The organism is Rhodococcus aetherivorans (assembly GCF_011058165.1).
In the GTDB taxonomy this organism is placed as follows: domain Bacteria; phylum Actinomycetota; class Actinomycetes; order Mycobacteriales; family Mycobacteriaceae; genus Rhodococcus; species Rhodococcus aetherivorans.
In genome coordinates this window covers 88,634-108,538 of record NZ_JAALEG010000009.1, presented here as the reverse complement: position 1 = coordinate 108,538, position 19,905 = coordinate 88,634, and the positions used below count along the sequence as shown (strand labels likewise).

Genomic DNA, 19,905 nt, shown 5'->3' with positions numbered 1-19,905 from the left:
GGCGTCGTCTCCCCTGTCCGGTTCGGGACGTGTTTCCCGTTACAGTTCCGCTCCTCGCGGCGCAGGTCAGCCTTCCTGGACCGGAATCGAGGCCGGACGCTGCGATCCGTCGCCGAGCAGCAGTTCGACGGTCAGCTCCAGCCGGCGCGCGACGTCGGTCGCGGACGAGCGCCGCGTCAGCCACGCCACGAGGTTCGACAACCACACGTCGCTGATGACGCGGGCGATCGCCAGTTCCTCCTCGGTGGGCTCGCCCTCGTTCATCGCGCGGGCGAAGAGCCGGTCCATGAGCAGGCCGACCTGATCGACCTCGGCGGCGGCCGAGGCGTCGGCGAACATGAACGCCCGGGTCATGGCTTCGGTGAGCAGCGGGTCACGTTGCATCGCCTTCGTGATCAGGCTCAGGATCAGTTGCATCCGCTCGAGCGGCGTGTGGCCCGGGGGGATCTTGCCCTTGCCCTCGATGCGCGCGAACTCGCGGCCGAGGGCCGAGACGAGCAGGTGCACCTTCGAGGGGAAGTACCGGTACAGGGTGCCGACGGCCACGTCGGCCTTCTCGGCGACGGAGCGCATCTGTACGGCCTCGTACCCACCCTTGGAGGCGAGCGCCAGGGTGGCGTCGAGTATCCGCTTGCGCCGTTCCTTCTGGGCGTTGGAACTGAGATCGTCCTCGGTGAGGGCGGTCAGAGTTCCGCCGCCGCCGGTGGAACGTGAGCGGGACGATGTCGTCATCGAGATGTCTTCCTCTGCCTTGACTCTGAACCGGCTGTCATATTAGAACACGTTCTAGGCATCGTGTCATTCCCGAAAGGCGGAAACCCGCTGTGAGCATTGCCACCACCGAGGAACAGCAGGCCGCGCAGGCCTCTGTACAGGCCTGGGCGCGCGCCACAGCGCCGATCCAGAACCTACGCGAACGACCGGCGACCATGTGGCGGCCGGGGTGGGAATCGCTCGCCGACCTCGGAATCTTCGCCGTCGCCGTGCCCGAGGCCGCGGGCGGCGCCGGCGCCGGCGTCGTCGACCTGGCGACGATGCTCGAACAGGCTGCGCACCACCTCGCGACGGGCCCCGTCCTTCCCACCGCCCTGGCCGCGCTCGTCTTCGGCCGCGCCGCCGGCACCGACGGCGCCAAGTGGACGGAACTCCTGGCCGAGGGCGCCCTGCCGACCGCCGTCGCATTGGACGGCGCGCTCACCGCGACGACCCGGGAGGGCGGGTACGACCTCGACGGCGACGCGGGCCCGGCGCTCGGCGGCGAGCCGGGCGTCGCGGTCCTGGTCCGCATCGGCACCGACGGCGGGACCGAACGCTGGGCGCTGCTCGACGCCGACACCCCCGGACTGAACCTCGAACCCCTCGACACCCTCGACAAGTCGCGGGCGCTCGCCCGCGTGCGGCTCGCCGGCGTCGCCGTCACCACCGACCGGGTCGTCTGCGTCCCGGTAGGCCTGGTGCGCGACCTCGCCGCCACGCTCGCCGCCGCCGAACTCGCCGGCGTCGCCGGCTGGGCCCTGGCCACGGCCGTCGAGTACGCCAAGATCCGCGAACAGTTCGGCAAGCCCATCGGCTCGTTCCAGGCGATCAAGCATCTGTGTGCCGAGATGCTCTGCCGTACCGAGAAGATCCGCGCGGCGGCCTGGGACGCCGCCGTGGCGGCCGACGCGGCCCCGCACGAACTGCCCCTGGCCGCGGCCGTCGCGACCGCCGTCGCCCTCGACGCCGCCGTGCAGAACGCCAAGGATGCCATCCAGGTGCTCGGTGGTATCGGCTTCACGTGGGAGCACGACGCCCACCTGTACCTGCGCCGCGCCGTCGTCACCCGTCAGCTGCTCGGCGGCTCCGCCGCGTGGCGGGCCCGGGTCGCCGGCCTCGCCCGCTCCGGCGCCCGCCGTCACCTCACCGTCGACCTGAGCGCCTTCGACGACGAACGCGTGCGCATCCGTGCCGAGATCGCGCAGCTCCTCGACCGGCCCGGACCGCAGCGGCGGGCCGCGCTCGCCGAGGCCGGGTTCCTGGCCCCGCACTGGCCGCCGCCGTACGGCCGGGGCGCGCACGCCGCGCAGCAGATCCTCATCGAGGAGGAACTCGCGGCCGCCGGCGTGGACCGGCCCGATCTGGTGATCGGGTGGTGGGCCGTGCCCACCATCCTCGAGCACGGCACCGCCGAGCAGATCGACCGCTTCGCCCTGCCGACCCTGCGCGGTGAGATCGTCTGGTGTCAGCTGTTCTCGGAGCCGGGCGCCGGATCCGACCTGGCGTCGCTGCGCACCGCCGCGGAGAAGGTCGACGGGGGCTGGCGCCTGCAGGGGCAGAAGGTGTGGACCTCGCTGGCCCAGGAGGCCGACTGGGCGATCTGCCTGGCCCGCACCGACCGCGACGCCCCGAAGCACAAGGGCATCACCTACTTCCTCGTCGACATGAAGTCCGCGGGCATCACCGTCTCGCCGCTTCGGGAGATCACCGGCGACGCGCTCTTCAACGAGGTGTTCCTCGACGGCGTGTTCGTCCCCGACGAGTGCGTCGTCGGCCCGCTCGGCGGCGGGTGGAAGCTCGCCCGCACCACGCTCGCCAACGAACGGGTCGCGATGAGCGGCGGATCCTCGCTGGGGAAGGCGGTCGAGCAACTGCTGGACCTGGTGGCACCCGGCGACCCGGTCGCCGAGGACCGGATCGGCGGGCTCGTCGCCGAGGCCACGGCCGGGTCGCTGCTCGAGCTGCGGACCACCCTCGCGCAGCTCGACGGTCAGGACCCCGGCCCGGCGTCGAGCGTGCGCAAGCTGATCGGCGTGCGGCAGCGCCAGGACACCGCGGAGCTCGCGTTGGATCTCGCCGGTGCGGCCGGCTGGGTCGAGGGCCCCCTCGCGCGCGAGTTCCTCAACACGCGCTGCCTGACGATCGCCGGCGGCACCGAGCAGATCCTGCTCACCCTCGCGGCGGAGCGCCTGCTGGGCCTGCCGCGCGGCTGACGGGTGCTTCCACCCGCCCTGCCGAGGTGATACAACTAGAACACGTTCTAATCGAAGGTGGAAACGTGGACTTCGCTCGTGACGACACGCAGGAGGCCGTGGCCCAGGTCGCCGTCGACCTGCTCGCCCGCGACCTGAGGCCGGACGAACTGTGGCGCGCCCTCGCCGACGCCGACCTCCTCTCCCTCGCCCTGCCCGCGCGGCTCGGCGGCGACGACCTCGGCGTCGCCGAGGTCACCGCACTGCTCACCGAGATCGGGCGACGTGCCGCACCCGTCCCCGCCCTGGCCACCCTCGGCTTCGGTGTGCTGCCCGTCCGGATCCTCGCCGCCGACACGCAGCAGGACGAGCTGCTCGCGGGCGTCGCCGACGGCGCCGTCCTCACCGCCGCCCTCGCCGAGGTCGGCCGCGCCTTCCCGGCGTCCCCCGCCGCCACGGCGGTACCCGACGGCGAACGCCACGCCGTCACCGGGCACTTCGTCGGCGTGCCCTACGCGGCGACGTCGCGAAAGATCCTGGTGCCCACCGACGCCGGTGTGATCGCCGTCGAACCCACGGCACCGGGCGTGACCCTGACCGAGAGCCCGTCGTCGGCGCACACCCCCGAGTGCTCCGTGCGGCTCGCGTCCGCGCCGGGCCTGCTCCTCGGCGACGGCGCCGACCCGGCCGCCGACGTCGCCGTCCTGTACCGCCTCGCCCTCGCGGCGGTCGGCGCCTACGCGGACGGACTGCTTTCGGGCGCAACGCAGCTCACCGCACAGCACGTGAGCACCCGGCACCAGTTCGGCAAGCCGCTCGCCGCCTTCCAGGCGGTGGCCCAGCAGATCGCCGACGTCTACGTCACCTCCCGCACCCTGCACGTCGCCGCGCTCGCCGCGGCCTGGCGGGTCGCGCAGGACGCCCGCAGCGCCGCCGCGGACGACGACCTCGACGTCGCGGCGTACTGGATCGCCACGGAGCTGCCGCCCGCCGTGCGCGTGCTGCACCACCTGCACGGCGGTCTCGGTGTGGACGAGACCTATCCGCTGCATCGCTATTCCTCGACCGCAAAGGATCTGGCGCGTCTGCTCGGCGGCGCCTCGTACCGACTCGACCTCGTGGGGGCCCGGTGTTCATCGATCTGACCGACGAGCAGCGCGCGCTGCAGGCGGAACTGCGACGGTACTTCGCGGACCTGATCTCCCCCGAGGAGGCCGCGATCATGCGCACCGAGCGCCACGGCCCCACCTACCGGGAGGTCGTGCGCCGGATGGGCAAGGACGGCTGGCTCGGCGTCGGCTGGCCCGTCGAATTCGGCGGCCGCGGCTTCGGTGAGGTCGAGCAGCAGATCTTCGTCAACGAGGCCGTGCGCGCCGACGTGCCGCTGCCCAGTGTCACCCTGCAGACGGTCGGGCCGACCCTGCAGGTCTACGGAACCGAGGAACAGAAGCGGAAGTTCCTGCCCGCCATCCTCGCCGGCGAGGTCCACTTCGCGATCGGCTACTCCGAGCCCGACGCCGGGACCGACCTCGCCGCACTGCGCACCACGGCCGTGCGCGACGGCGACCACTACGTGGTGAACGGGCAGAAGATCTTCACCACCGGCGGCCACGACGCCGACTACGTCTGGCTTGCGGTGCGCACCGGCAGCGCCGACTCGAGGCACCGCGGCATCTCGATCCTCATCGTCGACACCAAGGACCCCGGCTTCGGCTGGACCCCCATCATCACCTGCGACGGCGCGCACCACGTCAACGCCACGTACTACAGCGACGTGCGCGTCCCGGTCGAGATGCTCGTCGGCGAGGAGAACGAGGGCTGGAGGCTGATCACCACCCAGCTCAATCACGAACGCGTCATGCTCGGCCCCGCCGGCCGCGTGGGCGGGCTCTACGACCGGGTGTTCGCCTGGGCCCGTTCCCGGGACCTGCTCGGCGAACCCGACGTGCGGCGCGGGCTCGGCGAGATCCACGCGACGTTCCGGCTCAACGAACTGCTCAACTGGCAGGTCGCCGCCAGCGAATCCGAGGCGGTCGACATCGCGGACGCGTCGGCCACCAAGGTGTTCGCCACCGAACGCATCCAGCGTGTCGGCCGGCTCGCGGAGGAGATGGTCGGCCGGTTCGGGGATCCCGGCGACCCGGAGACCGCGGACCTGCTGCGCTGGCTCGACATGCAGGTCAAGCGGAACCTGGTGATCACCTTCGGCGGCGGTGTCAACGAGGTGATGCGGGAACTGATCGCGACGGCGGGCCTGGCCATGCCCCGGGTCCCGCGGTGAAGGGGGACGTGTCGATGAGCGCCGCCGTGCCGGGCCCCCACGCCGAGATCCGCGCGGCCGCCGAACGCGTCCGCGCCGACGGGCCGTCCAAGCCGCGTGCGGGCCGCGACCGGGTGAACCTGCCGCTGATCCGCAACTGGCTCGAGGCGATCGGCGACGAGAACCCGATCTACACAGACGAATCCGCCGCGATCGCGGCCGGGCACGGCGGCCTCGTCGCGCCACCCGCGATGGCGCAGGTGTGGACCATGCGCGGCCTCGGCGCCAAGCGCGAGGAGGACGATCCGCTCCGCCGGATGACGGAGATCCTCGACGAGGCGGGCTACACGTCGGTCGTCGCCACGAACTGCGATCAGGTCTACCACCGCTATCTGCGCCACGGCGAGGAGGTGACCATCGAGTCCACCCTCGAGGACCTCGCCGGACCGAAGAAGACCGGCCTCGGCGAGGGCTGGTTCTTCACCACCCGCAGCGTGTGGAAGGCCGGCGACGAGGTGGTCGCCGAAATGCTCTTCCGCATCCTCAAGTTCGCGCCGCCCCTCCGCGAGACCGGCCGAATGTCACATTCTGTCGATTCAACCGAACCGGTGTCACATTCGGCCCCGGCGGTTCCGGCGGACCTCGACCCCACCCGCATGCTGCGGCCGTCCGCGTCGCAGGACACGCGGTTCTTCTGGGACGGTGTCGCCGCGCACGAACTGCGTATCCAGCGGCGGCCCGACGGCACGCTGCAGCACCCGCCGGTGCCGGCGCTGTGGCTGGCCAAGGACGAGACGACCGACTACGTCGTCGCGTCGGGCCGCGGCACCGTCTTCAGCTACGTGGTGCACCACGCGCCGAAGGTGCCGGGGCGGACGGTGCCGTACGTCGTCGCCCTCGTCGAACTCGAGGAAGGCGTTCGTATGCTCGGCGAACTGCGCGGGGTGGACCCCGGCGACGTGCGCATCGGGACGCCGGTCGAGGCGATCTTTCTCGATTTCCCGGGCGACGACGAGACCGGCGGCGACCCCTGGACCCTGTACGCCTGGCAGCCGAGCGAGGAGCGCGCATGAACGCGGGAACGGTCACCGTCGGACAATCCTTGCCGCCGTTGACGATCCGGGCCGATCCGACGTTCGTCGTCTCGACGGCCTTGGCCACCAGGGACTTCCAGGACGTGCACCACGACCGCGACAAGGCGCAGCAGCGCGGGTCGAAGGACATCTTCGTCAACATCCTCACCGACACCGGGCTGGTGCAGCGCTATGTCACCGACTGGGCCGGTCCGCGCGCGGTGCTGAAGTCGGTCTCGCTGCGGCTGGGGGTGCCCTGGTACGCGTACGACTCGCTGACCCTGACCGGGACCGTCGCCGCCGTCGAGGCCGACGGGCGCATCACCGTCGACATCGTCGGCAAGAACGGTCTGGGCGACCACATCACCGCGAAGGCCGTCCTCGAGATCGGAGGCTCCGCATGAGCGACCTGTCCCGCCGCGCCGCCATCGCCGGCATCGGTGCCACCGACTTCTCCAAGGACTCCGGCCGCAGCGAACTGCGCCTGGCCGCGGAGGCGGTGCGGGCGGCGCTGGCCGACGCCGGCCTGCGCCCGGCGGACGTCGACGGCCTGACCTCCTTCACGATGGACACCAACACCGAGATCGCCGTCGCACGTGCGGTGGGGATCCCGAGCCTGAAGTTCTTCTCCCGCGTCCACTACGGCGGCGGCGCGGCATGTGCCACCGTGCAGCAGGCGGCGATGGCCGTCGCCACCGGCGTCGCGGACGTGGTGGTGGTGTACCGGGCCTTCAACGAGCGCTCCGGGGCGCGGTACGGTCAGGTCAACACCGCGCTGTCCGCGCAGGTCAACTCCTCCGGCACCGACTACGCCTTCTCCTATCCGCACGGCCTGGGCACCCCCGCTTCGTTCGTGGCGATGGCCGCCCGGCGCTACATGCACGTCACCGGGGCCACCAGCGCGGACTTCGGGAAGGTCGCCGTCGCGGCCCGCAGGCACGCCGCGACGAATCCGCATGCCTTCTTCCACGGCAGGCCGATCACCCTCGACGACCACCAGAATTCGCGGTGGATCGCGGAACCGCTGCACCTGCTCGACTGCTGCCAGGAGTCCGACGGCGGCGTCGCGCTCGTCGTCACCACGACCGAACGGGCGCGGGACCTGCCCCAGCCGCCGGCCGTGGTGGCGGGGGCCGCCCAGGGCAGCGGACCGGACCAGTACATCATGGCCAGCTACTACCGTGACGGCCTGACGGGGCTGCCCGAGATGGGCATCGTCGGCCGCCAACTGTGGGAGCAGTCCGGCCTCGGCCCGCAGGACGTGCAGACGGCGGTGCTTTACGACCACTTCACGCCGTACGTGCTCATGCAGCTCGAGGAACTCGGGTTCTGTGGGCCCGGCGAGGCGAAGGACTTCGTCGCCGACGGGGCGATCGAGCTCGGCGGCCGGCTGCCCCTCAACACCCACGGCGGCCAGCTCGGCGAGGCATACATCCACGGGATGAACGGCATCGCCGAGGGGGTGCGCCAGCTGCGCGGCACATCCGTCAATCAGGTTCCCGACGTGGAGAACGTACTGGTCACCGCGGGCACCGGCGTGCCGACGTCGGGACTGGTGCTGGCGAGGAGCTGAGGGCGCCGGTGTCCGCCCGGACCCGGGAGGATCCGGCCGGACATCACGGCCGGGAGCCGACCGGGACGGTATAAGTAGGACATGAATTCCGCCTCACACTCAGGCCGCGGCGACGCGGGCCGCGACGCCGACTGGGACGGACCGGCGCCGTCCATGGCGCCGGCGGACCTGCTGCACGACCCGCCGGTCACCCAGCGCGGGGCGCGCCGCCGCGCCGAGCTGATCGCGGCGGCCCGGGTCGTCTTCGAGCGGTCCGGGTTCCTCGACAGCAAGCTCACCGACATCACGCGTGAGGCGAAGTGCTCGACGGGGTCCTTCTACACCTACTTCAACAACAAGGAGGAGGTGTTCGCGGCCGTCCTCCAGGAGGCCCAGGAGGACATGCTGCACCCGGGGATGGGCCGGGCCGCGGGCACCGACGACCCGTACGCGGTGCTCGAGGCCAGCAACCGGGCGTACCTCGAGGCGTACCGCCGCAACGCCCGCCTCATGGTGCTGCTCGAGCAGGTCGCGAGCATCGATCCGCGCTTCCGCGAGCTGCGGCGCCGGCGCGGCGAGACCTTCATCCGGCGCAACGCGCGCAGCATCGCGGAGCTGCAGAAGCGCGGCATCGCCGATCCGGAACTCGATCCGATGCTCGCCTCGCGCGCGCTGTCGGGCATGGTCAGCCGCCTGGCCTACTCGACGCTCGCCCTCGGCGACGCCGAGCCGGTGGATTTCGACGTCCTGGTGACCACCCTGACGCGGCTGTGGGCCAATGCGCTGCGGATCCCGGAGCGCGCCGCCACGGCAACCACTTGAACTCGAGGTTTGATTCAACTAAACAGAGAGGCATCATCCCCGACGAGAGGAACGCCAGTGCACGTCGAAGGCAAGGTCGCCGTTGTCACCGGAGCCGGTAACGGGATCGGCGCCGCACTCGCTGCCCGGCTCGTCGCCGCGGGAGCGCGGGTGCTCGTCGCCGATCTCGACGGCGACGCCGCGCAGCGCGTGGCCCGCGAACTCGATCCCGACGGCGCCGGTCTGGCCGTGGGCGTCGGCGCCGACGTCGCCGATCCCGACCGGATCCGGGAGATCGTCGACCGCGCCGAGGCCGACCTCGGTCCCGTCGCGCTGTACTTCGCCAACGCCGGAGTCGCCGGGGCAGCGGGGCTCGGCGCCGACGAGTCGGCCTGGGACCTCGCGCTCGACGTGAACCTGCGCGCGCACGTGCGGGCCGCGCAGCTGATGGTGCCGCGATGGCTCGAGCGCGGCGAGGGCTACTTCGTGAGCACCGCCTCCGCCGCCGGGCTGCTCACCCAGATCGGTTCGGCCACCTACTCGGCCACCAAGCACGCCGCCGTCGGATTCGCCGAATGGCTGTCGGTCACCTACGGCGACAAGGGAATCCGCGTCAGTTGCGTGTGCCCCATGGGGGTGAACACCCAGCTGCTGCACGAGGGGGAGACCTCCGGCGAGGGGCTGGGCGTGGCGGCCGCGCGGGCCGTCACCTCCGCGGGGGCGGTCCTCGAACCGGCCGACGTCGCGGAGGTGGTGCTCGCGGGGGTCGAGGCCGAGCAGTTCCTGATCCTGCCGCACCCCGAGGTCCTCGACATGTACCGGATGAAGGGCGCCGACTACGACCGCTGGCTCACCGGAATGCGGCGCTATCAGGAACGACTGCTGGCCGGTATCTGACGAGCCGGGAAAACCGCTCGAAACCTGTCGGAGGTCTGTAGCACACTGGGGCGCACATCCGACGACGGGGAGGACTCATGGCCGACGCCATAGTCGCCGAGGGGTTGATCAAGAGGTACGGACGGGTCACGGCCCTCGACGGAATCGATCTGCGAGTCCCGGAAGGGACGGTGACGGCGCTGCTCGGGCCCAATGGCGCCGGCAAGACGACCACGGTGCGGGTGCTCACCACCCTGCTCGTACCGGACGAGGGCCGGGCCACCGTGGCGGGACTCGACGTCGTCGCCGACGCGCGCGCTCTGCGTTCGCACATCGGCGCCTCGGGCCAGTACGCCGCGGTCGACGAGTATCTCACCGGGTTCGAGAATCTCGAAATGGTCGGTCGCCTCTACCATCTGGGTATCAAGCGCAGCCGCGAGCGGGCGCGTGAGCTGCTCGAGCAGTTCGACCTGGTCGAGGCCGGGGACCGTCCGGTCAAGGGCTACTCCGGCGGCATGCGGCGCCGGCTCGACCTCGCCGGTGCGCTGGTGGCGCAGCCACCCGTGCTGTTCCTGGACGAACCCACCACCGGGCTGGACCCGCGGGCCCGGCTCCAGCTGTGGGAGGTCATCGACCAGCTCGTCGCGCAGGGGACGACGCTGCTGCTCACCACCCAGTACATGGAGGAGGCGGAGCGGCTCGCAGACCGGATCGCGGTGATCGACCGGGGCGTCGTGATCGCCCGCGGCACCGCCGACGAACTCAAGAGCCTCGTGGGCGGGGAACGCATCGAGCTGGGGGTCGCGGACGCCGCCACGATCCCGACCGTGCGCCGCGAGCTCGACGACCTCGCGGTCGGCGAGATGCAGGCCGACGCGGGATCCGGTCGCGTCACCGTGCCGGTCAGCGACACCGGCTCGACAGGCAGCGGCGCCGATGTGCTGGCCACGGCGCTCGGCCGGCTGTCCGCGGCGGGCATCCGCGTCACCGATGTGGCGTTGCGCAAACCGACACTGGACGACGTGTTCCTCGCCCTCACCGGGCACGAGGCGGACGAGAAGATCGAGGAGGCGGTGGGATGAACACGGCTCAGATGATGGTGTCGGACGGGGTCACCATCGCCAAGCGCAACGTCATCAAGATCAAGCGCGTGCCCGACCTCATCGTCTTCACGATGCTCTCGCCGATCATGTTCGTGTTGCTGTTCGCGTACGTGTTCGGCAGCGCGATCCAGGTTCCGGGGATGTCCTACCGCGAGTTCCTCATCGCCGGCATCTTCACCCAGACGGTGATCTTCGGGGCGACCTGGACCGGTCTGGGCATGGTCGAGGACCTGCAGAAGGGCATCATCGACCGGTTCCGCTCGCTGCCCATGGCGCCGTCCGCGGTGCTGGTCGGCCGCACCTCCACCGACGTGCTCATCAACGTGCTCAGCCTGGTGGTGATGTCGCTGACGGGCCTGCTCGTCGGGTGGCGGATCCACTCGTCGTTCGGGGAGGCCCTTGCCGGATACGCGCTGCTGTTGTTGTTCGCCTACGCTCTGTCCTGGGTGATGGCGGTGGTGGGGATGTGGATCCGCACGCCGGAGGTGTTCAACAATGCGAGCTTCATGGTGATCTTCCCGTTGTCGTTCGTGGCCAACACGTTCGTCGACATCTCCTCGCTGCCCCCGGTGCTGCAGACGATCGCGGAATGGAACCCGGTGTCGGCCCTGACGCAGGCTGTGCGGGAGTTGTTCGGCAACACCAATCCGGCGATGCCCGTGTCGGACGCGTGGCCGCTGCAGAACCCGATCCTGGCGTCGCTGCTGTGGACGGCCGCGATGCTGATCGTGTTCGTGCCCTTCGCGATCCGTCGCTACCAGAAGGCCGTCAGCCGCTGAGGAACCCTGGTCGACGCGCTGGGGTCGCGCACGGGCCGCGGCCCCGGCCGTCGAACGCGCTACGCGGTGCTCGTGGCCGGACTGGTGCACTTGCCCCCCGACCTGATGGTCAGTGGGAGGTGTGGTCGTTGGTGCCGATGCGGTGGACGTGGATGAGGTCGGTCGAGCCGATGGTGTTCGGGGGTGATCCGGCGACGATGACGACGAGGTCGCCGTGCCGGTAGCGGTCGAGTCGGAGGAGGGCGGTGTCGACTTGGCGGATCATGTCGTCGGTGGTGCGGACGGGGTCGACGAGGAAGGTCTCGGTGCCCCACGTCAGGGCGAGTTGGTTGCGCACTTCGGGCAGCGGGGTGAAGGCCAGTAGTGGCAGCGGGGTGTGCAGGCGGGCGAGGCGGCGGACGGTGTCCCCGGATTGGGTGAACGCGACGAGGGCTTTCGCGTGCAATCGCTCCCCGATGTCGCGGGCGGCGAAGGACAGGACCCCGCCCTTGGTGCGGGGTGTGTGCGTGAGGGCAGGAACGGTGGTGGTTTCGCGTTCGACGGCGGCGACGATGCGGGCCATGGTGCGGACCGTCTCGATCGGGTACTTGCCGACGGAGGTTTCGCCGGAGAGCATGACAGCGTCGGCGCCGTCGAGGACGGCGTTGGCGACGTCGGAGGCCTCGGCCCGGGTGGGGCGGGAGTTCTCGATCATCGAATCGAGCATTTGGGTGGCCACGATCACCGGCCGCGCGTTCTCGCGGGCGAGTTGCACGGCCTTCTTCTGCACCAGCGGGACCTGTTCGAGGGGCACTTCGACTCCGAGGTCGCCGCGGGCGACCATGATCGCGTCGAACGCGAGCACGATTGTCTCCAGGTTGTCGACGGCTTCCGGCTTTTCGATCTTCGCGATCACCGGGACGTGGCGGCCGACTCGGTTCATCACCTCGTGGACGCGGTCGATGTCGGCGGCGGCGCGCACGAAGGAGAGTGCGACCAGGTCCACGCCGAGCCGGAGGGCGAATTCGAGGTCGTCGACGTCCTTGTCGGACAGCGCGGGAGCGGAGATGTTCATCCCAGGCAGCGACAGGCCCTTGTTGTTCGACACCGGTCCGCCCTCGAGGACGGTGCAGACCACGTCGGGGCCCTCGACGGCGGTGACAACGAGGTGGAGTTTGCCGTCGTCGACGAGCAGGTGGTCGCCGGGGCGTGCGTCGTCGGCGAGGCGACTGTAGGTGGTGGAGACCCGGTCGTGGTCCCCGGGACAGTCGTCGACGGTGATCCGTACCGTCTCCCCGCTCGCCCACACGGTGGCGCCGTCGGCGAAGCGGCCGAGACGGATCTTCGGCCCCTGCAGGTCCGCGAGGATCCCGACCGATCGGCCGGTGGCCTCCGCGGCCGCCCGGACCCGGTCGTAGTTGGCCTGGTGATCGCTGTGGTCGCCATGGCTGAAGTTCAGCCGGGCGATGTCCATCCCCGACTCCACCAACTCGAGCAGCCCGTCGTCCGTGGCGACCGCGGGCCCGAGGGTGCAGACGATCTTCGCCCGCCGCGGCGACAGCAGGGCGCCGAGATCGAGAGGGGACGCCGCAGCGATGACGGGGCGGACGTGGTCGGTGACGGTCATCGGGATCCTTCGATTCGGGTGCGGTGAAGTGGTTCGGCGCCGGGCCGGCCCTTGTCGGGGCGCCGTCGGGGTGGGCGGGAGCTCAGCGCGTGCTCTCGGCAGTGTGCCGGTAGCGGGCATTGCCGGCGGCGGGTACGAGAGGGCCGGCGGCGGAGGGAAGCCGCGTGTCGTAGGTGTGCGCGATCTCTCGCGCGATGCGAGTGAGGAGCCGGCCCGTCAGGGCGGGGTCCGTCGAGGTATCCCGGTCGGTGTAGTCGCCGAGTGCACAGATTCGGCTGAAACCCGCTTGCTGCCAGCGTGACCGGGGCAGGCTGTTGCGGCCGGCAACGGCGATCACCGGGACCGGGTGGGCGCGGCGAGCCAGGACGGTCAGCAGTTTGCCGTGTTCGGTCTGCTCGTCGATGCTGCCCTCGCCGGTGATCACCAGGTCGGCGCCGGGAAGGTAGCCGTCGAAGTCGAGCAGTTCGAGGAAGAACTCGGCGCCGGACACCATCCGGGCGCCGAGCAGCATGGCGGCGAACCCGATGCCGCCGGCACTGCCGGCCCCTGCGGAGTCGGCCACCGCCCTGGCCTGGGGACAGCCGCTCCGGGTGAACGCGTCGACCAGGTTCTCCAGGCCGTCGTCGAGGTAGCGCACGGTGGCGGGGTCGGCGCCCTTCTGGGGCCCGTACACCGCCGCCGCGCCGGTCGGGCCGGTCAGCGGGTTGGTGACATCACCGGCGACCACGATCTCGATGCCGGTCAGGTTCACCGCCCGGGAGGCGTCGACCGTGTGGACCTGGCGCAGGGTTCGCCCGCAGGCCCGTAGCTGCCGGCCGTTGCTGTCGTAGAAGACGAAGCCCAGCGCCGCGAGCATTCCCATGCCACCGTCGGTGCTGGCGCTGCCGCCCAGGGCGAGGACCAACCGGACGGGGTGGTGGCGCAGGGCGTGGCCGATCGCCTGCCCCATTCCGAGGCTCGACGCGTCGAGGGGGGCCCTTCGGCCGCTCGGGAGGGTGGCGAGCCCGCAGGTGTCGGCGACTTCGACCACAGCGGTGCCGTCGTGGACGCCGATTCGGCCATAGTGCGGCGTTCCGGTTGCTCCGGCCACGGTCACCGGATGGGGAGTGAACCCGCCGGCCACCGCTGCGTCGACGCTTCCGTCACCGCCGTCGGCGAGGGGAAGCCGCCGACTGTCGATGCCCGCCGCGGAAAGTCCGGTCGCCAGATGCTCGGCGACCTCCGCCGCGGAAAGTGACCCCTTGAACTTGTCGGGGGCGACCAGAACCCTCATCGTCAGCCTTTCCGGGTGTGTGGTGTATGCGTCGTTCAGTGCCGGGCGGTGTGCGCGTCGTCGAGGCGTTCGTGGTCGATGCGGACTGCGTCGGCCTCGGCGAAGAGGGCGGGGGCGGTATTGTCGCGATGTGGGTCGTGACGGTGCCTGTCCCGGGGTTCCTGTTCGAGGATCTCCATGTCGAAGTCGTTCTCGGTCTCCCCGGCTGGTGGGGGGAGTACCTCGCCGGCGAAGACGCGGCGGGCCCGGTCGACATCGAGTTCGTGGTTCCACTTGGCGACGAACAGGGTGGCGACGGCGTTGCCGATGAAGTTGACCAGGGCGCGGCACTCGGACATGAATTTGTCGATGCCGAAGATCAGCATGATGCCGGCGGCGGGAATGGTGCCGAGGGTGCTCAAGGTTGCGGTCAGGGCGATGAATCCGCCTCCGGCTACGCCCGCTGCGCCCTTCGAGGTGAGCAGCATGACACCGAGCAGTCCGAGTTGCTGGGGGATCGACAGGTCGGTGTTGGTGGCCTGCGCGATGTACAGGGCGGCGAGGGAGAGGTAGATGGCGGCGCCGTCGAGGTTGAAGCTGTAGCCGGTGGGAACGACCAGTCCGACGGTGGTCTTCTTGACGCCGGCATACTCCATCTTCCGCATCAGGCCGGGCAGGGCGGGCTCGGCTGTGGAGGTGCCCAGGATGAGCAGGAGTTCTTCCTTGAAGAATCCGAGCATGCGGAAGATGTTGAGCCGCAGGTACGCCATGACCGATCCGAGGACCACGATCACGAAGAACGCGGAGGTGACGTAGAACAGCAGGATCAGGCTGCCCAGGCTGGTGAGGGTGGAAACGCCGTACTTTCCGATGGCGAAGGCCATCGCGCCGAATGCGCCGAGCGGAGCGAGCTTCATGATGAAACCGAGCACCTTGAAGATCACCGCGGTGAGGCGTTCGACGGCGTCCCGGATCGGTGCCGCGACCTGTCCGACCGCGTTGATCGCGACGCCGAAGATGACGGCGAGGAAGATGACCTGGAGGATGTCGCCCTCGACGAACGGACCGAGGACGCTGTCCGGGACCAGGTGGGTGATGAACTCCCACCACTGTTTCTCTTCGCCGCTCTTGATCAGCGTCTCGGCGGAGTCGGTGGTTTCGAGAGAGGCCGCGTCGGCGTTCACACCGTCGCCGAGGCGGAAGATGTTGATGGCCACCAGGCCGGTGATCATGGCGATGATGGTGCCGACCTGGAAGTAGGTCAGTGCCTTGATTCCGGTCACCCCCACCTTCTTCAGGTCCGCGACGCTCGCGATGCCGCCGACGATGGTGAGGAACACGATCGGGCAGATCAGCATCTTCATCGCGGTGATGAAGGTGGTGCCGATCGGTTCCATGGCCTCGCCGGTGTCAGGCCAGAGCCATCCGACGAGAATGCCGAGCACGATGGCGATCAGGACCCAGAAGTACAGTTGTCTGTACCAAGGCTTCTTCACAGTCGCCGGTGGGGAACTCGCTGCGCTACTGGGTGTTTGCATGACATGCACCTCGGGTGAGAGTTTCGGGCGGAAGGTCGGGTGGGCACGGCCGGATCCGGGGCCCCGGTCCGGCAGAGCGTGCCGGACCGGGGTGGCTGCGGGAGAAGCGCTGTCAGGCGGGGGCGAGCGCGCTCTGCAGGGCGGTGACGATGGCCTCGGTGACCGTGCCGGTGTCCGCGGTTCCACCGATGTCGCGGGTGAGGGCGCCACTGCCGGTGGCTGTTTCGATGGCGGCCTCGATGCGGCGGGCCTCGTCGTGCAGTCCGAAATGGTCGAGCATGAGGGCGGCGCTGGCGATCGCGCCGATCGGGTTGCTGATGCCCTGGCCGGCGATGTCGGGGGCGGAGCCGTGAACGGGTTCGAACATGCTCGGGAAGCGACGTTCGGGATTCAGGTTCGCGCTCGAGGCCACGCCGAGGCTGCCGGCGAGCGCGGAGCCGAGGTCGGAGAGGATGTCGGCGTTGAGGTTCGACGCGACGACCACGGACAGGTCCTCGGGGTGCAGGATGAACTTCGCGCTCATGGCGTCGACGAGGACGCTCTCGGTGGCCACGTCCGGGTAGTCGGCGGCAACGCGGTCGAAGACCTCGTCCCACAGAACCATGCCGTACTGCTGAGCATTGGACTTGGTCACGCTCGATACCTTCTTCACCGTGCGGGTGCGGGCCAGATCGAAGGCGAATCGCATGATTCGCTCGCAACCCTTCTCGGTGAACAGAGCGGTCTGCAGTGCGACCTCGTTGCCCGGTCCGCGGCCGCTGAGGTTGCGCCCGCCGAGGCCGGCGTACTCACCCTCGCTGTTCTCGCGGACGACGACCCAGTCGAGTTCGGTGTCGTCGGCCTTGCGCAACGGAGACTGCACGCCGGGCAGGAACTTGACGGGCCGGACGTTGGCCCATTGATCGAAGTTCTGGGTGATGTTCAGGCGCAGGCCCCACAGGCTGATGTGGTCGGGGACGTTCTCCCATCCGACCGCGCCGAAGTAGATGGCGTCGAATGCCTTCAGGGTTTCCAGGCCGTCGTCGGCCATCATCTTTCCGGTCTGTGCGAAGTACTCGCAGCCCCAAGGGAATTCTTCCCACTCGAAGGCGAATCGCCCGCCGGATTGTTCGGCGAGGACGTCGAGCACGCGCCGTCCTGCTGCGACGACCTCCTTGCCGACGCCATCGGCGGGGATCGATGCGATCTTGAACGTCTGCGGTGCCATGCCGGTGCCTCCATCGTGTTGTGCTGATCACAGTGCGTGATGTCTCCATTAACCCGTCACGGCAATGGGGCGTCCATGACGAAGACTCGATCCGCCTTATAGGTTTTGCCTAATTGGCGGGTATCTTCGCAGGTAGGACGAGTGCGGTGAGTGGATGCGCACCACGGGGCGACCCGGGTCGGTATCGGAGACGAGGTTCGGATGGACGCACGGCAGCTGAGGTACTTCCTGGCGGTGGTCGACGAGGGTGGCATCAACCGTGCCGCGGAAACCCTGTTGATCGCCCAGCCGTCCCTGTCCCAGTCCATCGCTGCACTCGAGCGCGAACTCGGCGTTCCCCTGTTCCACCGAGTCGGCCGTCGGCTGGTGCTCAGCGACGCCGGCCGCACGCTCATCGGTCCGGCCCGCGTGGTCCTGCGAGACCTCGAAGACGCCAAAGCCTCCGTCGAGGCGTTGAAAGGGCTGCGCAGCGGCCGCGTCGATCTGATCACGATGCCGTCGCCCGGGATCGAGCCGCTCACCACGATCCTGACCAGCTTCAGCCACACCTATCCGTCGGTGATCATCAACGCCGAGGCGGCCTTCACGCCCGACGAGGTTCTGCACGCGGTCCGCACCGGTATCTGTGAGGTGGGCATTCTCGGATCCCCCGAGGAAGTTCGTGCTGCTGAACTCGACGTCGTCGCGCTCGAAAGCCAGCCGCTGATCCTGATCTCCGGTCCGAACGCGGACACCCCGGACCGCCCCGAGATCCGCAGATCCGAGCTGTCCGGATTCCGGTTGATCGTCTCGCAGCGTGGATCGTTGATGCGGACCCTGGTCGACGAGGTCCTCGCCAGTGGCGTCGAAGCCACCATCGTCGCCGAGGTCGCGCACCGCACGTCGATCATGCCCATGGTCCTCAGTGGGTTCGGTCAAGCCGTGATGCCGTCCTCCTGGGCCCCCTCGGCACGTCAAGCAGGTGCGCGCGTGCACCGCATCATCCCCGAGTCGTATCTCCACGTCGCGGCCGTCTCCCGGCGGACGCACCTCACGCCACCCGCATGCACCCTGATGGACGAAGCACGCCGCTATGCTGCGCGCACCCCTGCCGCATGGGAGGTTCCACCCGGCGTGACGCCGCGCTCCAGGTCACGGTCACAGTGATCCGACTGCGCTCCGACCACCACCCGAGGAGGTGCCGGTATCCGAAAAAACATCCCGCGCTGCGACTAGCGCGCTCGGAGATGGGTACTCCGTCCGTACCGATCCACGTCGTGGGGAAGGGCCATGACAGCTGAGAACCAGGGCGACCGAACCGACGTCGACAAGGCGTTGCTCGGGCACGCCACCTATCGCAGCCTCGGCGAACAGCGGCTCTCACCCGCCGAAGAGCGGTTCGAGAAGGGCCGCCGCACGATTGGGCTGTTTCTCGCGCCGCTGATCGCGATCGTCTTCCTCGCCCTGCCGATCGACATACCGCCGCAACAGCAGACGTTGGCCGGTGTGCTGCTCGGCGTCATCCTGCTGTGGGTGAGCGAGGCGATGCCGATCCCGATCACCGGACTGCTCGGTGTGGCGGTCGTGGTCTTTCTGGGGGTGGCACCGGCCGACGAAGTCCTCGCAGCGTTCGGGTCGTCGACGATCTTCACTTTCATCGGAGCGTTCATCCTCGCTCAGGCGATGCTCAAACACGGCGTGGCGCGTCGGTTCGCGTTCCGCATCCTGACCCTGCCGCGTGTGGGCCAGTCCACCACCGGGGTGATCATCGCCTTCGGCGCGATCACGTGCGGGCTCTCGGCCTTCGTATCCAACACCGCGACCGTCGCGATGCTGCTGCCCACGGCGCTGGGCATCCTCGGCGTCATCGCGAAGCTCATGCAGAACCGCGGCGTCGTCGCACCCGACTTCGACCCGCTTCGCGTCCGGGTGGGCGCCGCGATCATGCTGATGCTCGCGTACGGAGCAAGCGTGGGCGGCCTGCTGACGCCGGTCGGGAGCCCACCCAACCTCATCGGACGCGGGCTCATCGAGGAGGCCACGGGAGAGCGGATCAGCTTCGGGCAGTGGATGGTGATCGCCATCCCGATCTGTCTGTCGATGTTCATCGCGCTCGCCGTCATCCTGCTGCGCCTGAACAAGCCCGAGATCCGACGTATCGAGGGCGTCGCCGACTACCTGGCGCAGCAGCGCGCGGAAATGGGTCCGCTGTCTCGTGCCGAGAAGAACACGCTCATCGCCTTCGGAGTCACGGTGACGCTGTGGATCCTGCCCGGTATCGTCGCGGTGATCGCCGGCAACGACTCGGACCTCTACAGCACGATCAGCGACCGGCTCGACGAGGGCATGGTCGCGGTCTTCGGGGCGGCGTTGCTCTACCTTCTGCCGACCGATTGGGAGAATCGCGAGTTCACGCTGCGCTGGCGAGACGCAGCGGAGATCGACTGGGGCACGATCGTGCTGTTCGGCACCGGCATCATCTTCGGCTCCCTGCTCGCCGACACCGGCCTCGCCGAGACGATCGGCACATCCGTCGCGGACTCGCTGGGCTTGACGAGCGTCGTCGCCATCACGGTCTTCGCCGTCGTGCTGGCCATCGCCGTATCGGAGACGACGAGCAACACGGCGTCGGCGGCGGTCGTGGTGCCGATCGTGATTCCGGTGGCGGTGGCGGCCGGTGTCAACCCCTTCGTGCCGGCGCTCGCGGCCACGTTCGCTGCGTCGTTCGGCTTCATGCTTCCGGTCTCGACGCCGCAGAACGCCGTGGTCTACGGCTCCGGGGCCGTCCCGATCACCACGATGATTCGAAGCGGGGTGGTCTTCGACATCGTGGGGGCGATCCTGATCATCGTTCTCCTGCCCTTGACGATCGCCCTGGTCGGCCTCGGCGCTGCATGATCGGCCACACCGTCGTCGCGAAGGTCGACGTCC

Annotated in this window: 17 protein-coding genes; 12 read left to right on the top strand and 5 right to left on the bottom strand. The window is 69.6% G+C overall.

Annotated elements, in window-relative coordinates; all coding sequences use genetic code 11:
- Positions 1–66 precede the first annotated feature (66 nt).
- Positions 67–732 carry a cholesterol catabolism transcriptional regulator KstR gene (gene kstR, locus G6039_RS06235; protein ID WP_006943416.1) on the bottom strand — a complete coding sequence of 222 codons (666 nt, stop codon included), beginning with the start codon at positions 730–732 and terminating at the stop codon, positions 67–69.
- 92 nt (positions 733–824) lie between these two features.
- Here kstR and G6039_RS06230 point away from each other — a divergent pair, with 92 nt between their 5' ends.
- The 10 genes from G6039_RS06230 to G6039_RS06185 all read left to right on the top strand — a co-directional run bounded on the left by G6039_RS06230 (position 825) and on the right by G6039_RS06185 (position 11,392).
- Entirely contained in the window at positions 825–2,969 is a 2,145-nt protein-coding gene (locus tag G6039_RS06230) for an acyl-CoA dehydrogenase family protein (RefSeq protein ID WP_043797600.1), read from the top strand.
- 65 nt (positions 2,970–3,034) lie between these two features.
- Positions 3,035–4,093 (top strand): acyl-CoA dehydrogenase family protein, encoded by a 1,059-nt coding sequence (locus tag G6039_RS06225; protein ID WP_043797597.1) that lies wholly within the window; start codon positions 3,035–3,037, stop codon positions 4,091–4,093.
- Positions 4,078–5,229, top strand: a complete 1,152-nt coding sequence (locus G6039_RS06220) for an acyl-CoA dehydrogenase family protein (RefSeq protein ID WP_006943410.1) — start codon at positions 4,078–4,080, stop codon at positions 5,227–5,229. The genes G6039_RS06225 and G6039_RS06220 overlap by 16 nt, the downstream gene beginning before the upstream one ends.
- 14 nt (positions 5,230–5,243) lie before the next feature.
- Entirely contained in the window at positions 5,244–6,281 is a 1,038-nt protein-coding gene (locus G6039_RS06215) for a bifunctional MaoC family dehydratase N-terminal/OB-fold nucleic acid binding domain-containing protein (RefSeq protein ID WP_043797667.1), read from the top strand.
- Positions 6,278–6,685 carry a MaoC family dehydratase gene (locus G6039_RS06210; protein ID WP_006943405.1) on the top strand — a complete coding sequence of 136 codons (408 nt, stop codon included), beginning with the start codon at positions 6,278–6,280 and terminating at the stop codon, positions 6,683–6,685. The genes G6039_RS06215 and G6039_RS06210 overlap by 4 nt, the downstream gene beginning before the upstream one ends.
- Complete coding sequence (locus G6039_RS06205) at positions 6,682–7,854, top strand: lipid-transfer protein (protein ID WP_006943399.1); 1,173 nt, start codon at positions 6,682–6,684, stop codon at positions 7,852–7,854. The genes G6039_RS06210 and G6039_RS06205 overlap by 4 nt, the downstream gene beginning before the upstream one ends.
- An 81-nt stretch (positions 7,855–7,935) precedes the next feature.
- Positions 7,936–8,655, top strand: coding sequence for a TetR/AcrR family transcriptional regulator (locus G6039_RS06200; RefSeq protein ID WP_043797593.1), 720 nt, complete (start codon positions 7,936–7,938; stop codon positions 8,653–8,655).
- A 57-nt stretch (positions 8,656–8,712) separates the two neighbouring features.
- On the top strand, positions 8,713–9,531 hold the full coding sequence (locus G6039_RS06195) for an SDR family oxidoreductase (protein WP_029540809.1): 819 nt from the start codon (positions 8,713–8,715) through the stop codon (positions 9,529–9,531).
- Positions 9,532–9,608: 77 nt separating this feature from the next.
- Positions 9,609–10,592: a daunorubicin resistance protein DrrA family ABC transporter ATP-binding protein gene (locus G6039_RS06190; RefSeq protein WP_043797585.1), complete on the top strand. Its 984-nt coding sequence runs from the start codon at positions 9,609–9,611 to the stop codon at positions 10,590–10,592.
- Positions 10,589–11,392 (top strand): ABC transporter permease, encoded by an 804-nt coding sequence (locus G6039_RS06185; protein WP_006943393.1) that lies wholly within the window; start codon positions 10,589–10,591, stop codon positions 11,390–11,392. Before G6039_RS06190 ends, G6039_RS06185 begins: the two co-directional genes overlap by 4 nt.
- A gap of 109 nt (positions 11,393–11,501) precedes the next feature.
- Here G6039_RS06185 and pyk read toward each other — a convergent pair whose 3' ends face one another.
- The 4 genes from pyk to G6039_RS06165 all read right to left on the bottom strand — a co-directional run bounded on the left by pyk (position 11,502) and on the right by G6039_RS06165 (position 16,995).
- Entirely contained in the window at positions 11,502–12,998 is a 1,497-nt protein-coding gene (gene pyk, locus G6039_RS06180; protein ID WP_029540814.1) for a pyruvate kinase, read from the bottom strand.
- An 82-nt stretch (positions 12,999–13,080) separates the two neighbouring features.
- Positions 13,081–14,271 carry a glycerate kinase gene (locus G6039_RS06175; RefSeq protein ID WP_043797583.1) on the bottom strand — a complete coding sequence of 397 codons (1,191 nt, stop codon included), beginning with the start codon at positions 14,269–14,271 and terminating at the stop codon, positions 13,081–13,083.
- Positions 14,272–14,306: 35 nt separating this feature from the next.
- Positions 14,307–15,788, bottom strand: coding sequence for a C4-dicarboxylate transporter DctA (gene dctA, locus G6039_RS06170; RefSeq protein WP_037200455.1), 1,482 nt, complete (start codon positions 15,786–15,788; stop codon positions 14,307–14,309).
- Between the two features lie 112 nt (positions 15,789–15,900).
- Positions 15,901–16,995, bottom strand: a complete 1,095-nt coding sequence (locus G6039_RS06165; protein WP_006943389.1) for a tartrate dehydrogenase — start codon at positions 16,993–16,995, stop codon at positions 15,901–15,903.
- Positions 16,996–17,196: 201 nt separating this feature from the next.
- On the opposite strand from G6039_RS06165, the gene G6039_RS06160 reads away from it, so the two are divergent.
- Both G6039_RS06160 and G6039_RS06155 read left to right on the top strand, forming a co-directional pair.
- Positions 17,197–18,141 (top strand): LysR family transcriptional regulator, encoded by a 945-nt coding sequence (locus G6039_RS06160; protein WP_043797665.1) that lies wholly within the window; start codon positions 17,197–17,199, stop codon positions 18,139–18,141.
- A gap of 123 nt (positions 18,142–18,264) precedes the next feature.
- Complete coding sequence (locus tag G6039_RS06155) at positions 18,265–19,872, top strand: SLC13 family permease (protein ID WP_043797581.1); 1,608 nt, start codon at positions 18,265–18,267, stop codon at positions 19,870–19,872.
- Positions 19,873–19,905: the final 33 nt, after the last annotated feature.